This window comes from Corallococcus terminator (assembly GCF_003611635.1).
Classification (GTDB): domain Bacteria; phylum Myxococcota; class Myxococcia; order Myxococcales; family Myxococcaceae; genus Corallococcus; species Corallococcus terminator.
This window is the reverse complement of record NZ_RAVZ01000112.1, coordinates 12,921-27,268: the sequence shown is the minus strand read 5'-3', so window position 1 is coordinate 27,268 and position 14,348 is coordinate 12,921. Positions and strand designations below refer to the sequence as shown.

11 protein-coding genes are annotated in these 14,348 nt (G+C 69.8%); 3 read left to right on the top strand and 8 right to left on the bottom strand.

Annotated elements, in window-relative coordinates; translation table 11 throughout:
• Positions 1 to 139 precede the first annotated feature (139 nt).
• Both D7V88_RS17695 and D7V88_RS17690 read left to right on the top strand, forming a co-directional pair.
• Positions 140 to 3,913: a DUF3858 domain-containing protein gene (locus tag D7V88_RS17695; protein ID WP_120541822.1), complete on the top strand. Its 3,774-nt coding sequence runs from the start codon at positions 140 to 142 to the stop codon at positions 3,911 to 3,913.
• A gap of 99 nt (positions 3,914 to 4,012) precedes the next feature.
• Positions 4,013 to 5,728: a glycoside hydrolase family 99 protein gene (locus D7V88_RS17690; RefSeq protein WP_244238208.1), complete on the top strand. Its 1,716-nt coding sequence runs from the start codon at positions 4,013 to 4,015 to the stop codon at positions 5,726 to 5,728.
• Positions 5,729 to 5,782: 54 nt separating this feature from the next.
• On the opposite strand, the gene D7V88_RS17685 is transcribed toward D7V88_RS17690, so the two are convergent.
• Positions 5,783 to 6,988, bottom strand: coding sequence for an isoaspartyl peptidase/L-asparaginase (locus D7V88_RS17685; RefSeq protein WP_120541820.1), 1,206 nt, complete (start codon positions 6,986 to 6,988; stop codon positions 5,783 to 5,785).
• Between the two features lie 221 nt (positions 6,989 to 7,209).
• On the opposite strand from D7V88_RS17685, the gene D7V88_RS17680 reads away from it, so the two are divergent.
• Positions 7,210 to 7,869, top strand: coding sequence for a type 1 glutamine amidotransferase domain-containing protein (locus tag D7V88_RS17680; RefSeq protein ID WP_120541819.1), 660 nt, complete (start codon positions 7,210 to 7,212; stop codon positions 7,867 to 7,869).
• Positions 7,870 to 7,904: 35 nt separating this feature from the next.
• On the opposite strand, the gene sufT is transcribed toward D7V88_RS17680, so the two are convergent.
• Genes sufT through D7V88_RS17645 form a run of 7 tightly spaced genes read right to left on the bottom strand, consistent with a single transcriptional unit; the run spans position 7,905 to position 14,215 of the window.
• Positions 7,905 to 8,456, bottom strand: a complete 552-nt coding sequence (sufT, locus tag D7V88_RS17675; RefSeq protein WP_120541818.1) for a putative Fe-S cluster assembly protein SufT — start codon at positions 8,454 to 8,456, stop codon at positions 7,905 to 7,907.
• A gap of 13 nt (positions 8,457 to 8,469) precedes the next feature.
• Entirely contained in the window at positions 8,470 to 8,922 is a 453-nt protein-coding gene (gene sufU, locus D7V88_RS17670) for a Fe-S cluster assembly sulfur transfer protein SufU (protein ID WP_120541817.1), read from the bottom strand.
• Positions 8,919 to 10,148, bottom strand: coding sequence for a cysteine desulfurase (locus D7V88_RS17665; protein WP_120541816.1), 1,230 nt, complete (start codon positions 10,146 to 10,148; stop codon positions 8,919 to 8,921). The genes sufU and D7V88_RS17665 overlap by 4 nt, the downstream gene beginning before the upstream one ends.
• On the bottom strand, positions 10,145 to 11,473 hold the full coding sequence (gene sufD, locus D7V88_RS17660; protein ID WP_120541815.1) for a Fe-S cluster assembly protein SufD: 1,329 nt from the start codon (positions 11,471 to 11,473) through the stop codon (positions 10,145 to 10,147). Before sufD ends, D7V88_RS17665 begins: the two co-directional genes overlap by 4 nt.
• Positions 11,470 to 12,255: a Fe-S cluster assembly ATPase SufC gene (gene sufC / locus D7V88_RS17655; protein ID WP_120541814.1), complete on the bottom strand. Its 786-nt coding sequence runs from the start codon at positions 12,253 to 12,255 to the stop codon at positions 11,470 to 11,472. Before sufC ends, sufD begins: the two co-directional genes overlap by 4 nt.
• Complete coding sequence (gene sufB / locus D7V88_RS17650) at positions 12,255 to 13,694, bottom strand: Fe-S cluster assembly protein SufB (RefSeq protein ID WP_120541813.1); 1,440 nt, start codon at positions 13,692 to 13,694, stop codon at positions 12,255 to 12,257. Before sufB ends, sufC begins: the two co-directional genes overlap by 1 nt.
• Positions 13,691 to 14,215, bottom strand: a complete 525-nt coding sequence (locus D7V88_RS17645; protein WP_120541812.1) for an SUF system Fe-S cluster assembly regulator — start codon at positions 14,213 to 14,215, stop codon at positions 13,691 to 13,693. Before D7V88_RS17645 ends, sufB begins: the two co-directional genes overlap by 4 nt.
• Positions 14,216 to 14,348 lie beyond the last annotated feature (133 nt).

The following is a 14,348-nucleotide window of genomic DNA, read 5'->3' as shown; positions in this document are numbered from 1 at the left end:
CCCAAGCGGCAGCCAGTCAAGGCGGCCCCCGCCAAGTCCACGAAGCGCCGCTAGGGAAACAGCCGGCGCGGACTTCGCACAAGCACCTCAAGGGGAATATGGCCTCGCCGGGGGGATTGCATTATCCCTCGACTCCCCTATGCGCACCTTCCGCCGCGGCCTGACCGCGCTCGCCCTCGTCGCTGGCCTCACCGGCTGCCCCCGGCCATCCTCCGTCGTCGCGCCCCACGTGCTCGAGTCCGCCGCCGAGCGCGCTGGCCAGGGTGACGCGGAGGCACGCACGCTCGCGTTCGCGGGCTTCCACGCGTACCTCGTCGCTGGTGACGTGGCGCTCGCGCAGCAGCGCTTCGACGCCGCCGTGCAGAAGGACCCCGGCGACCCGTACGCCCTGCAGGGCCAGGCGCTGCTCGCCCGGCGCAAGGGCCAGTCCGACCGCGCGCTCGCGGCGTCGCTGGAGCTGGTGAAGCGCGCCCCCCGCCATCCGCTGGCCGCCATCGCCGCCCGGTACATGCTGGACCGCGTGGGCACGTCGCGCGCGGAGGACGACACCATCCTCAAGGGCGTGGACGCCGGGCTCACCGCGGGCGCCCAGGGCGAAACGGCCTACCTGCTGCGCGCCGCGCGCCTGTCCGTGGCGAGCATCCGCGTGGACACGGCGACCCAGGCCCAGGCCCTCAAGGACCTGGGCGGCGCGAGCGAGGCCACGCTGGTGGGCCCCTTCTCCCCCTTCCACGTGCTGTCCATCAACGAGCCCCTTGCCCCGGAGAAGGACGGCTCCTTCGCGGGGCCCTTCACGGGCGCGTATGGCGCGCTGTCCACGCGCACGCTGCGCTCGCCGGACGGGCGGCTGGACCTGGGCGGAGAGCCCGGCCACGGGGACATGTACGCGCTGGGCATCGATGCCGAAGTGGCCGAAACCGGCGTGTACGTGCTGCGCACGGTGAGCCAGACGTCGCACCGCGTGCTGATGGATGGCGCCCCGGTGCTGGAGCGCAACGACTGGGCCCGCACCACCTCCACGGTGTCGGTGAAGGCGATGGAGCTGCCCGCGGGCAAGCACCGCTTCGTCGTGAGGATGGCGAAGGACAACACCCAGGGCGGCCTCACGTTCGCGCTGCTCAAGGCGGACGGGAGCGCGGCCCAGGTGCGCCTCACCGCCGCCACCGGCCCCGCGCCGCGCTGGAACGCGGCCCTGGACGAAGCCGAGGCCCCTGCCCTGTTCCCCGGCGCGGAGGACCTGGCGAAGGCCCTCCAGTCGGAGGCCGGCGAGACGCTGGGCGCGTTCCTCGCGGTGCGCGACGGCCTGTCGCGCGACCCGGACGGCACGCGGCGGCTGATGGCGAAGCTGGAGGCGGCGACGCCCGCGGTGTTGGCCCTGCGCGCGGAGCAGGCCGCGCAGGACCGCGGCATCCCGTCCAAGGTGGCGCGCGGCCGGGCCACGCGCGACCTGGAAGCGGCGCTGGCCAAGGACCCGACCAACGTGGCCGCGCTGCTGTTGCGCGCGGACCTCTTCCTGGATGACGGCCAGGCCGCCACCGCGCTGGAAACGCTGAAGACGGCGCGCGACGCGGTGAAGCCCGCGGGCTTCCCGGTGCACCTGCTGCTCGCCCGCGCGGCGCTGGCGCTGGACGTGGACGCCCAGGCGGAGGCCGCCCTGGCCGCAGCGCTGGAAGCCCAGCCCGGGCTTTGCGAGGCGCTGGGCCTCCAGTATTCGCTGGCCAAGCGCCGGGACGCGGTGGCGCGCACCGACGAGCTGATGAAGGCCCAGGAGGGCTGCCCCGGCGCGGACGCGCGGTTCGTGGAGCACCAGCGCACGCGGGGCGACATGGAGGCGACGGCGAAGGGCTACGCGCGGCTGCTCGCGCAGGACCCCGACAACCTCACCAACGCCGCCGCGCTGGCCAGCGCCTACGTCAGCCTGCGCCGCTACGACGACGCGGCGAAGGTGCTCCAGGCGGTTTCCATCGCGTGGCCGCGCAACACGGAGGTCCTCAAGCGACTGGCGGACGTGCGCGAGTACGCGGGCCAGGGCGCGGAGGCGCTGAAGCTGCGCGAACAGGCGCTGAAGCTGGACGGCAGCGACCTGCCGCTGCGCCGCGCGGTGGAGCGCGCGAAGACGGGCAAGGAGCTGCTCGCCGCCTACGCCATCGACGGGAAGGAAGCGCTGAAGGCGTACGAGGCGGCCCCCATCACCGGCGGCAGCGCGGCGGCGTACGTGCTGGACGCGGCGGCGGTGCAGGCCTTCGCGGATGGCTCCATCGTCAATCGCATCCACACCATCCAGAAGGCGCTGGAGCAGTCGGGCGTGCAGGACATCGCGGAGGTGAACATCCCCCGGGGCGCGCAGGTGCTGGCGCTGCGCACGCTCAAGGCCGACGGCCGCGTGCTGGAGCCGGAGAACTTCGAGGGCAAGGACGCGGTCAGCCTCCCCGGCGTGCAGGTGGGTGACTCCGTGGAGGTCGAGTACCTGCTGGCCGAAGGCGAGCGGGGCCCCGCGCAGCCGGGCTTCACCGCGTCCGCCTTCTACTTCCAGATCGCCAACCAGCCGAACGCGTGGAGCACGTACACCGTCGTCGCGCCCAAGGGCAGCGGCATGAAGGTGGACGCGCACGGCATGAAGGCCCCGCCCCCGGAGGTGAAGGGCGACGTGGAGGTGTTCCACTACGACGCGCGCCGCGTGCCGCCGTTCATCCCGGAGCCGGACGCGCCGCCCACGGGCAACGAATACCTGCCCTTCGTGATGGTGGGCGCGGGCGAGACGGGCAACGACGGTCTGGCGCGCGTGTACGGCGACGCCTTCCAGGACCGGTGGATCCGCACCGCGGAGGTGGAGGCGTTCGCGCGCGAAGCTGTCGGTGACAAGAAGGGCCTGGAGGCGGTGAAGGCGCTGCACGCGGCGGTGATGAAGCGCTTCTCCGGACGGGACGCGAGCCTCGCGCAGTCCGCGGCCGCCACCGTGGCGCAGGACCGGGGCAGCCGCCTGTCGGTGATGAAGGCAGGCCTGGAGGCGCTGGGCATCCCGTCGCGCGTGGCGGCGGTGCGCACCTTCAACACGGACCCCGCGCCCTACCTGTTCCCGGCGGACGCGCTCCTGCCCTACGCGACGCTGCGCGTGGAGGTGCCCGGTGAGGCCCCCGTGTGGGTGGACACGTCGGTGCGCTTCGGCCCCTTCGGCGAGCTGCCCGAGGCCGCCATGGGCGAGCGCGAGGCCTACCTCCTGCCAGAGCCCGGCAAGGCGCTGGAGAAGGTGAAGACGCCGCCGCTCAAGCCGCGCGCGGGCAAGACCGTGAAGCTCACGCTGGAGATTGGCACCGACGGCAAGCTCAGCGGCCAGGGCGAGGAGACCTACTCCGGCTTCGACGCCGCGCAGATCGCCGACGCCTTCGAACAGCTCTCCGCGGAGAGCCGCAACCAGGCGCTCCAGGGCGCGGTGGCGCGCTACTTCGGCGGCGCGGAGCTGTCGTCCGTGAAGCTGGAGCGCACGGAAGAGGTCGGCGCACCCTTCGTGCTGCGCTACGCGTTCACCGTGCCCCGCTTCGGGCGCATGGAGGGCGACGGCCGCATGGCCATGGGCCCACTCACCTTCCCCGCCCTGCTGGGTCGGCGCTACGTGCAGCTCAGCTCCCGCACCACGCCGCTCTACATCGACGACACGGAGGCCAGCCGCACCAACGTCACCCTCACCGTGCCCCAGGGTTGGAAGCTCAGTGACCCGCAGGCGGACCTGAGGGTGGACAGCGAGTTCGGCCACTACACCCGCGCGGAGAAGCAGGACGGTCGCACGTTCTCCATCGCGGAGTCCCTGCTGCTGCCCCGCGCCCGCGTCACCCCCGCCCAGTACGAGAAGTTCTCCGCCTTCGCCGGGGACGTGGACCTGCTCCAGGTGCGCGAACTGTTCCTCGTGAAGAAGTAGCGCCCAGACATTCCAGGAATGCAGCTATTCCTGACTGATAGCGTCTTATGTTAACGGGCTCCTGTCCGGGGTGGTTGCTCCGGCCAGGAGCCTGTTCACATGAGACCGCAGGATTGGATGTCGCTGGGTGCGTGCGCGCTGTTGGGTTTGCTTGGCGCGGGGTGTGGTGCTCCGTCGTCCGTGGACGGCTGGGCGGGAGCGGCCCCCGAATTGGAATCGCAGCGCGCGGGCGCGGCGGTGAAGGTCAGCAAGGCCGTGGGCAAGAAGGTGTACGTGCACCTGATGCCCTGGTTCGAGACGCGGGCCACGTCGGGCAATGGCGGGTGGGGCATCCACTGGACCATGGCCAACCAGAACCCGGACGTGGTGGACGGCTCCGGGCGGCGGCAGATTGCTTCGTACTACTACCCGCTCATCGGGCCGTACGGCTCCGGGGACCGGGACGTCGTCGAGTACCAGTTGCTGCTGATGAAGTACGCGGGCGTGGACGGGGTGCTCATCGACTGGCCGGGCACCATCAACGCGTTCGACTATCCGAAGAACCGGGCCAACAGCGAAGCGGTCATCGCGCAGACGGCGGCGGTGGGGTTGGACTTCGCGGTGGTGTACGAGGACCACAACGTCACGTTCGCCTACAACGGCGGCTTCATCACCGACAAGCAAGGCGCCGCGCGCAACGACATGGCGTACCTGCGCGACCGGTACTTCAACCAGCCCAACTACATCCGGCAGGACAACGCGCCGCTGCTGCTCGTCTTCGGGCCGCAGACGTTCCAGTCCCCGAGTGAGTGGACGAACGTCTTCTCCCCGCTGAGCCAGAAGCCCACCTTCCTGACGCTCTGGTACGAGTCGGGGGAGGCGGGCGGCAACGCGAAGGGCGAGTTCGCGTGGATCTACCCGGACTTCACGGAGGGCCTCACGCACTTCTACAACAACCATCCGTCGCCCCTGAAGTTCGGCTCCGTGTACCCGGGCTTCCGTTCGTTCTACGCGGCGGGCGGCTGGGGCGGGCCCACCTGGGAGATTGCCCACAACGGCCTCAACAGCTTCAACCAGACGCTGGACCTGGCGAAGAACGCGGCCAGCATCAACCACTTCCAGATCAACACCTGGAACGACTACGGCGAGGGGACGATGATCGAACCCACGCGCGAGTTCGGCTACGGCTTCCTCACCTCGCTCCAGCAGAAGCTGGGCGTGCCGTATTCGCAGAGCGAGCTGGAGCTCATCAACACGCTCTACCAGCAGCGCAAGCAGTACGCGGGTGACGGCAACAAGCAGGCGCAGCTCAACCAGGCGGCCGCCGCGCTGGCGGCGCTGAACGTCACCCAGGCGCGCAACATCCTCAACGGCGGCGGGGGCGGCGGCACGGGCGTGTCCATCACCAACGGCGGCTTCGAATCCGGCATGACGGGCTGGTCCACGTGGACGCCCAACAACACGGCGGGCGCGGCCTTCGCGGAGACGTACAACGGCGGGCACAACAGCGCGAACCACCTGACGCACTGGAGCGGCGCGCCCTTCGAGACGTGGACGTACCAGGCCGTGTCCGGGCTGGCGTCGGGCAACTACAAGGTCCGCGCGTGGGTGCGCAAGGGCGGCGGCTTCGACATGGCGCGCTTCCAGGTGAAGGCGTGCACCTCCTGCACGTTCGCGTTCACCACGCTGGGCACGTACGGCGACTGGACCCAGGTGGAGACGCCCGCCGTGTCCGTGACGGGTGGCTTCCTGGAGTTCGGCTTCCACACGCGGGCGCTCACCGGAAACACCGCCAACTTCATCCACATGGATGACGTGTCGGTCATCAAGCTGTAGCGCGCGGTAAGGGATGCCCGGGCTTCGCGGTGGACGCGGGCCCGGGCATTCGCGTCACGGCCCCTGGAAGATGGCGACGCTCGGCGTGCCGTCCTCGCCGATGGAGCCGCGATACATGCCGGAGGAGTTGAAGGGCATGGCCACGTTGCCCTCGCGGTCCATGGCGATGACGCCGCCTTCGCCGCCGGCCTTCACCAGCACGTCGAGGATGACGACGTTGGCGGCCTCCGGCAGCGGCAGGTCCTGGTATTCCACGCGGGCGCAGATGTCGCGCGCCACCGTGTAGCGGATGAAGAACTCGCCATGCCCGGTGGCGGACACCGCGCAGCGCTCATCCGCGTAGGTGCCCGCGCCGATGATGGGCGAGTCCCCGACACGGCCGAAGCGCTTGTTGGTCATGCCGCCCGTGGACGTGCCCGCCGCGAGGTTGCCTTCCTGGTCCAACGCCACCGCGCCCACCGTGCCGAACTTGTGGTCCCCCGTCACCGGGTCCACGCCAGGCTCCAGCGATGAGGCAGGAGACTTCCCAGGCGTCGCGGGCGGCTGAACCGGCGATACAGGCGCTGCTCCTGGCGTCACGGGCGGCGGTTGCGTCGCGGGAGGCGTCCCTGGAGTCACGGGTGGAGCCGCCTTCGCCTTCTCCTGCTCCAACGCGCGCTGGAGGCCCTGCCAGCGATCCTCCGTGTAGAAGTACTTCGCATCCACCAACGGCATGCCCTGCGACTGGGCGAACGCCTCCGCGCCGTCGCCCACCATCATCACGTGCGGCGACTTCTCCATCACCAGCCGCGCCAGGTCGATGGGGTTCTGGATGTGGCGCACGCCCGCCACCGCCCCCGCCGCACGCGTCTTCCCATCCATCAACGCCGCATCCAGCTCGTTCACCCCGTCGTGGTTGAACACCGCGCCCTTGCCAGCGTTGAAGTACGGCGAGTCCTCCAGCACGCGGATGGCGGCCGTCACCGCATCCAGGCTGCGGCCTCCCTTCGCCAGCACCGCATGCCCTGCCTGGAGCGCCTGGGTGAGCACGGCGCGCATCGCGGCCTCGCGCTCCGGGGACAGGTTCTCGCGGGAGATGACACCCGCACCGCCGTGGATGACCAGTCCCCACTTCGGCTTCACCTTGGGCGGTGCGTCCGTGCGCAGGGCCGCCTCGTCGCGCGCCTGGGTCGACGTGGCACACCCCAGCGGGGCCAGCAGCAGCGCGGCGGTGCCAGCAAGCAGACTCCGGTGCGGCCGGAGCGAGAACGAAGGGAACATGCCGTTGTGCCTCCTGAAGAGGTCCCGACCTAAAGCTGTTCGTTCCCGGCCGTCCAGGCCCCCCGCATGCCGCGGTGCCTCCATCCTTCAGGGAGAGACGAGCCGGCGAAATCCCAAGCCCCTGCCCGCCTGCCTGCCCTCCGCTTCCCCTCCCGACAGGGCATGTACACCCTGCATCATTGGGCTGTCAGAGCACCACGGACATCGGGAGGGTTTGGGCAATGAGGACGCTGAAGGGGATGCGGGTGGCCGTGCTGGCGGCGGATGGCTTCGAGCAGGTGGAGCTGACGCGGCCGGTGAAGCGACTGGAGCGCGAGGGCGCCCAGGTCACCATCGTCTCCCTCCACAAGGGCCGCATCCGGGGCATGAACCTGCTGGTGCCCGGCAAGAAGGTCCGCGTGGACGCCACGCTGCGCGAGGTGAAGGCCGCGGACTTCGACGCGCTGCTTCTGCCCGGCGGCTTCATGAACCCGGACTTCCTCCGGCAGAGCGCGCTGGCGCTGGACTTCGTGCGCGACGCGGACCTGTTGGACATGCCCATCGCGGTCATCTGCCACGGACCGTGGCTGCTCGCGTCCGCGGGGCTCCTGGAGGGCCGGCACGTCACGTCCTGGCCCGGCATCCGCAACGACCTGGAGAACGCGGGCGCGCACTGGACGGACGAACCGGTGGTGCGCGACAGCAACTGGGTCTCCAGCCGGGGACCGCACGACCTGCTCGCCTTCGAACACGCGCTCGTGCAGCTCTTCGCCGAACGCATGACGCCCGCCATCGCCCAGCGGGAAGTGACCGCGCCGACCTGGCCCAGATGGGTCGCGGGCGGGCTCGCCGCCGCAGCCACGCTGGGACTCGTGGCGCGGGGCCGCAAGGCGCTGGCCTGAGGCTTCAGGGCACCTGGAGCCCCCGTCTCACGATTTCACATCCAGCCGAGTTGGAGCTTCGCCACGTCCGTCATGCGGCTCTGGTCCCACTGCGGTTCCCAGACCAGCTCCACGCGGGTCTCCTTCACGCCGGGCACGGACGACACCTTCTGCCGCACGTCCTCCACCAGCACCTGGCCCATGCCGCACCCGGGCGCCGTCAGCGTCATCTCGATGGACACGCGCTGCCCGCCCTCCTCCAGCGGCGTCGCATTGCACGTGTACACGAGCCCCAGCTCCACGATGTTCACCGGGATCTCCGGGTCATACACCGTGCGCAGTTGCTCCCAGACCTGCTCCTCGTGGAACTCACCGGGCGTGCCTTCGGTGGCGTCGTCCTTCGCCTTCGCCGCGTAGTCCTCGCCCAACGCCGACGCGTTCTTCTCGTCGATGCGGAAGAGCTGGCCGTACGGGTCCTGCACCGTGACGTTGCCGCCCAGCGTCTGCACCACCGTCAACTCGGAGCCCGCCGGCAGCAACACCTTGTCCCCGCTGGGGATGAGCGTCGCGTCCACGTCGCGCTCGATGACCGTCATCGCACCTCGCATCGTGTCCCTTCCCCTATTCCGTCGACACCGACGTGGAACGACCATCCAGCGCCGCGTGCAGCGTGTGCCACGCCAGGCTCGCGCACTTCACTCGGGCCGGGAACTCACTCACGCCCGACAGCACCGCCAGCTTGCCCAGCGACTCCGGATCCACCTTCTCCGGCCCTTCCGTCACCAGGGTGTGCACGCGCTCGAAGAGCGCCTCCGCCTCCGCGCGCGTCTTGTCCTTCACCGCGCCCGTCATCAGCGACGCGGACGCCTTGGAGATGGCGCATCCCTGCCCCTGGAAGCCGATGTCACGGATGACGTCGCCGTCCATCTTCAGCGTCACGGAGAGCTGGTCGCCGCACAGCGGGTTGTAGCCCTCCGCCGTGCACGTCGCGCCCTCCACCACCCGGAAGTTGCGCGGGCGCTTGGAGTGCTCCAGCACCACCTCTTGATAGAGGTCCTTGAGGTCCGAACTCATGCGAACACCTCCCTCACCTTGAGCAGGCCCTTCACCAACGCATCCACGTCTTGCGGCGTGTTGTAGAGCGCCAGCGACGCCCGCACGGTCGCCGCCACCCCGAAGCGCTGCATCAGCGGCTGGGCGCAGTGGTGCCCCGTGCGGATGCAGATGCCCTCCTGGTCCAGGATGGTCCCCACATCGTGCGGGTGCACGTCCTCCAGCGTGAAGGACAGCACGCCCGTCTTCTTCGGCGCCGTGCCCACCAGCTTCAGCCCCGGCACCGCCGACAGCGCCTGCGTCGCGTAGGCGAGCAACCACTGGTCGTGCTGCGCGATGGCGGAGAGCCCCACGCCTTCCAGGTAGCGGATGGCCGCGGCCAGCCCCACCGCGCCCGCCATGTCCGGCGTGCCCGCCTCGAAGCGGTGCGGCACGCGGTTGTAGACGGTCTTCTCCATCGTCACGGAGAGGATCATGTCCCCGCCGCCCTGGTACGGCGGCATCGCCTCCAGCATGGCCAGCTTGCCGTACAGCACGCCGATGCCCGTGGGCCCGAAGAGCTTGTGCCCGCTGAAGGCGAAAAAGTCACAGTCCAGCTCCTGCACGTCCACCTGGAAGTGCGTCACCGACTGCGCCCCGTCCACCAGCACCGGGATGTTCTTCGCGTGCGCCTTCGCCACCAGCTCCTTGATGGGATTGATGGAGCCCAGCGCGTTGGACACATGCGTAATCGCCAGCAGGCGCGTGCGCTCCGTGAGCAGCGCGTCCACCGCGTCCATCTTCAATTCGCCCCGGTCATCCACCGGAATCACGCGCAGCTTCGCGCCCGCCGCGTCGCACACCATCTGCCAGGGCACGATGTTGGAGTGGTGCTCCATGGCGGAGATGAGCACTTCATCGCCCGGGCCCACCTGCTTGCGACCGTAGGTGGCCGCCACCAGGTTGATGGCCTCCGTGGTGCCGCGCACGAAGACAATCTCCCGCGCGTCCTTCGCGTTCAGGAAGCGGCGCACCGTCTCCCGCGCGTCCTCGTACGCCTGCGTGGAGCGCTCGGAGAGGATGTGCACGCCCCGGTGCACGTTCGCGTTGTCGTGCGTGTAGTAGCGCGTCAGCGCGTCCAGCACCGCCTGCGGCTTCTGTCCGGTGGCCGCGCTGTCCAGGTACACCAGCGGACGGCCCCGCACCTCCTGCCGCAGCAGGGGAAAGTCTCCCCGCACGCGCTCCAGGTCGAACCCAGGCCCCGTCATCCCGTCACCTCCGGCCGGGCACCGCCCGGCAGCTTCGCCGACAACAACGCCTCCACCCGCTCGCGCACCGGACCCGCTGGCACCGCGAGCACCAGCTCGCTCGCGAACGCCTGCGTCAGCATCCGCTCCGCCTCCGCCTTGGGGATGCCGCGCGAGCGCAGGTAGAACAGCGCCGTGTCGTCCAGCCGGCCCACCGCCGTGCCGTGGGCGCACTTCACGTCGTCCGCGAAGATCTCCAACTGCGGACGCGTGTCCACCTGCGCGCCCTCCGACAGCAGGAGGTTTCGGTTCGTCTGGCTCGCGTCCGTCTTCTGCGCGTCCTCGCGCACCCGGATGCGGCCGTGGAACGTGCCGCGCGACCGGTCGTCCAACACGCCCTTGTAGAGCTCCCGGCTGGAGCAGCGGGGCACCGCGTGGTCCAGGTCGGTGCGGTTGTCCAGGTGCTGCGTGCCCCGGCCCACGAACAGGCCGTTGAGCAGACACTCCCCGCCCTCACCCGCGAACAGCGCGTGCACTTCGTTGCGCGCCACCGCGCCACCGAAGGAGAAGGCGTGCGACTGGAAGCGGCTGTCGCGCCCCTGCCGTGAATACAGCCCACCCAGGTGCAGCGCGGCGTCGCCCTCCGTCTGGAGCTTGTAGTGGTGCAGGCTGGCGTTGTCACCCAGCGACACCTCCGTCACCGCGTTGGTGAAGGTCACCTCCGTCCCCAGCCCCGCGTACGTCTCCACCAGCGTGGCCTCGCTGCCCTCGCCCGCCACCACCACGATGCGGGGGCTCGCCATCACCGGCCCAGGCCCACCGCGCGCCAGGAACAGCAACTGCACCGGCACCTCGCTCAGGGCCCGGGGCGCGAGCGTGAGCAGCGCGCCCTCCTCCAGCAGGGCGGCATTGAGCGACGTGAAGGCATTGGCCCCCAGCCGCGTGCGCTGGCCCAGCGTCCGCTCCAGCAGCTCGCCGTCCTCGCGCAGCGCCTGCGACAGCGGCTTGAGCACTACGCCGCGCGGCAGGCCGGTGAGCACCGACAGCGCCGGCACGTAGCGACCGTCCACGAAGACGAGCCTCGGGCCGGGCAGGGCCAGCCGGGCCACCGCCGCCGCCACGTCCTCGCCCGCGTACACGTCCCGCGCGGGCTGGAAGGGCTGCGACGACAGCGAGGAGACGGGCGTGTACTTCCACTCCTCGTCCTTCGACGTGGGCAGGCCGCGAGCCTCGAAGTGGCGCAGGCCCTCCGCGCGCAGCGTCTTGAGCCACGCGGGGTCGTTCACGCTCCCACGCGCCTGGAACGTCCGGGCCACCTCCAGGTAGTGCGCAAGGCCCGCGCTCATCGCCGCGCCTCCTTCGCCTTGCCGGCCCCGATGCCCTCCCCACCCAACCAGCTATAGCCCTTCTCCTCCAGCTCCAGCGCCAGCTCGCGCCCACCCGAGCGCACGATGCGGCCCGCGGCCATCACGTGCACGTGGTCCGGCACGATGTAGTCCAGCAGCCGCTGGTAGTGGGTAATCACCACCATCGCCCGGTCCGGCGCGCGCAGCGCGTTCACGCCGCCCGCGACGACGCGCAGGGCGTCGATGTCCAGGCCCGAGTCCGTCTCATCCAGCAGCGCCAGCTTCGGCTGGAGCACCGCCATCTGGAAGATCTCGTTGCGCTTCTTCTCGCCGCCCGAAAAGCCCTCGTTCACCGAGCGGCCCATGAAGGCGCTGTCCAGCTCCACCAGCTTCGCCTTCTCCTTGGCGAGCTGCATGAAGTCCATCGCGTCCAGTTCGTCCTCGCCCTTCGCGCGGCGCCGGGCGTTGAGCGCCGTGCGCAGGAAGTGCAGGTTGCCCACGCCGGGAATCTCCACCGGGTACTGGAACGCCAGGAACACGCCCGCCTGGGCGCGCGCCTCGGGCGACAGGCCCAGCAGGTCCTCGCCGTTGAAGCGCACCGAGCCCTGCGTCACCGTGTACGTCTCACGCCCCGCCAGCACGCCCGCGAGCGTGCTCTTGCCGGAGCCGTTGGGCCCCATGATGGCGTGCACCTCGCCCGGGCGGACCTCCAGGTGGATGCCCTTGAGGATTTCCTTGTCGCCCACGCGGGCGTGCAGGTCCTGAATGCTGAGCAACGACATCACCCCACGCTCCCTTCCAGGCTCACGCCCAACAGCTTCTGCGCTTCCACCGCGAACTCCATGGGCAGTTCCTTGAAGACCTGCCGGCAGAAGCCATTGACGATCATCGACACCGCGTCCTCCTGGGAGATGCCCCGCTGCCGGCAGTAGAAGAGCTGGTCCTCGCCAATCTTCGACGTGGATGCCTCGTGCTCCACCTGCGCGGTCGAGTTCTTCACCTCGATGTACGGCAGCGTGTGGGCGCCGCACTTGTCACCGAGCAGCAGGGAATCGCATTGCGTGTGATTGCGCGCGTTCGCCGCGCTCTTGAGAATCTTCACCTGCCCCCGGTACGTGTTCTGGCCACGCCCGGCGGAGATGCCCTTGGACACGATGGTGGAGCGGGTGTTCTTCCCGATGTGCACCATCTTCGTGCCCGTGTCCGCCTGCTGCCGGTGGTTGGTGAGCGCCACCGAGTAGAACTCGCCCACCGAGTCATCCCCCTTGAGGATGACGCTGGGGTACTTCCACGTAATCGCCGAACCCGTCTCCACCTGGGTCCACGAAATCTTGGAGCCCTTGTGCGCGATGCCGCGCTTGGTGACGAAGTTGTAGATGCCGCCCTTGCCTTCGGCGTCACCCGGGTACCAGTTCTGCACCGTGCTGTACTTGATGGACGCGCCGTCCAGCGCCACCAGCTCCACCACCGCGGCGTGCAACTGGTTGGTGTCGCGCATGGGCGCGGTGCAGCCCTCCAGGTAGCTCACGGAGGCGCCCTCGTCCGCGATGAGCAGCGTGCGTTCGAACTGGCCCGTGTCCGCCGCGTTGATGCGGAAGTACGTGGACAGCTCCATGGGGCACTTCACGCCCTTGGGCACGTAGCAGAAGGAGCCGTCGCTGAAGACCGCGGAGTTGAGCGCCGCGAAGAAGTTGTCGGAGAACGGCACCACCGTGCCCAGGTAGCGCTCCACCAGCTCCGGGTGCTCCTTCACCGCTTCGGAGAACGAGCAGAAGATGACGCCCGCCTTGTAGAGCTTCTCGCGGAACGTCGTGGCCACCGACACGGAGTCGAACACCGCGTCCACCGCCACGTTCTGCAGCCGCTTCTGCTCCTCCAGCGGGATGCCCAGCTTCTCGTAGGTGCGCAGGATTTCGGGATCCACCTGCGACAGGCTGTCCTTCAGCGGCTTCTGCTTCGGCGCCGAGTAGTAGCGGATGGCCTGGTAGTCGATGGGGTTGTACTTCACCGCCTGCCACGTGGGCTCGCGCAGGGTGAGCCAGTGCCGGTACGCCTTCAGGCGCCAGTCGAGCATGAAGCCCGGCTCACCCTTCTTGCGCGACAACACGCGGATGACGTCCTCGTCCAGGCCGGGCGGCAGCGTGTCCGACTCCACCTGCGTGACGAAGCCTGCCTGATAGCCCTTGCGGGTGAGTTCCTGGAGGGTTTCGGTGCTGCTCATGACCGGACTCCCGTCGCGGAAGGAGGAGGAAGGGCGCTGTTCACGGCGCGGCTCACACCCGAGCCGCTCGTCGGCAGGCCCAGGCCCACCAACCGCTCCGGCATGCGCGGCGCGGGCGCGCGCAGGTCCGCCAGCGTCAGCTTCCCCAGCGCTTCCTGGATGGCTTGATTGATGAGCCGCCAGTGCCCGCGCACCTGACAGACGGACTCCAGCTCACAGGGCGTGGCGGGCGCGGTGTGCTGGCCACATTCGGTGAGGGCCACCGGCCCCTCCAGCGCGGTGACGAGCTCCGCCAGGGAGATGGCCTCCGCGGGACGCGCCAGGCCGTAGCCTCCGTTCGCGCCCCGGTGGGACACCACCAGCCCCGCCTGCAGCAGTCCCTTGAGCACCTTGCTCGCGGAAGGAAGGGAGACACGCGTGCGTGCCGCCAGCTCTCGCGTGGTCCGGGTGTCCCCGTCCGCGCGCGCCAGTTCGGCCATCAGCACGATGCCGTAGTCGGTCATCTTGCTCATCCGGAGCATGAGTGGGGTCTCTCCTGTGCCTGCCGTGGCGTCGCGGGCCCGATGCCCGACGGCCTCTTACGTAATGTGGACCTATTCAGTCCACATTCAAATCAAGGCCGTCCGCCTGTCCCTGCCGGGAGGGCCGCCAGGG

Coding starts and splice junctions, on each gene's coding strand:
- sufB (WP_120541813.1), bottom strand. CDS start 13,694: ATGAGCAGCACCGAAACCCTCCAGGAACTCACCCGCAAGGGCTATCAG.
- D7V88_RS17685 (WP_120541820.1), bottom strand. CDS start 6,988: ATGTTCCCTTCGTTCTCGCTCCGGCCGCACCGGAGTCTGCTTGCTGGC.
- sufT (WP_120541818.1), bottom strand. CDS start 8,456: ATGCGAGGTGCGATGACGGTCATCGAGCGCGACGTGGACGCGACGCTC.
- sufD (WP_120541815.1), bottom strand. CDS start 11,473: ATGAGCGCGGGCCTTGCGCACTACCTGGAGGTGGCCCGGACGTTCCAG.
- D7V88_RS17665 (WP_120541816.1), bottom strand. CDS start 10,148: ATGACGGGGCCTGGGTTCGACCTGGAGCGCGTGCGGGGAGACTTTCCC.
- D7V88_RS17680 (WP_120541819.1), top strand. CDS start 7,210: ATGAGGACGCTGAAGGGGATGCGGGTGGCCGTGCTGGCGGCGGATGGC.
- sufU (WP_120541817.1), bottom strand. CDS start 8,922: ATGAGTTCGGACCTCAAGGACCTCTATCAAGAGGTGGTGCTGGAGCAC.
- D7V88_RS17645 (WP_120541812.1), bottom strand. CDS start 14,215: ATGCTCCGGATGAGCAAGATGACCGACTACGGCATCGTGCTGATGGCC.
- sufC (WP_120541814.1), bottom strand. CDS start 12,255: ATGTCGTTGCTCAGCATTCAGGACCTGCACGCCCGCGTGGGCGACAAG.
- D7V88_RS17695 (WP_120541822.1), top strand. CDS start 140: ATGCGCACCTTCCGCCGCGGCCTGACCGCGCTCGCCCTCGTCGCTGGC.
- D7V88_RS17690 (WP_244238208.1), top strand. CDS start 4,013: ATGAGACCGCAGGATTGGATGTCGCTGGGTGCGTGCGCGCTGTTGGGT.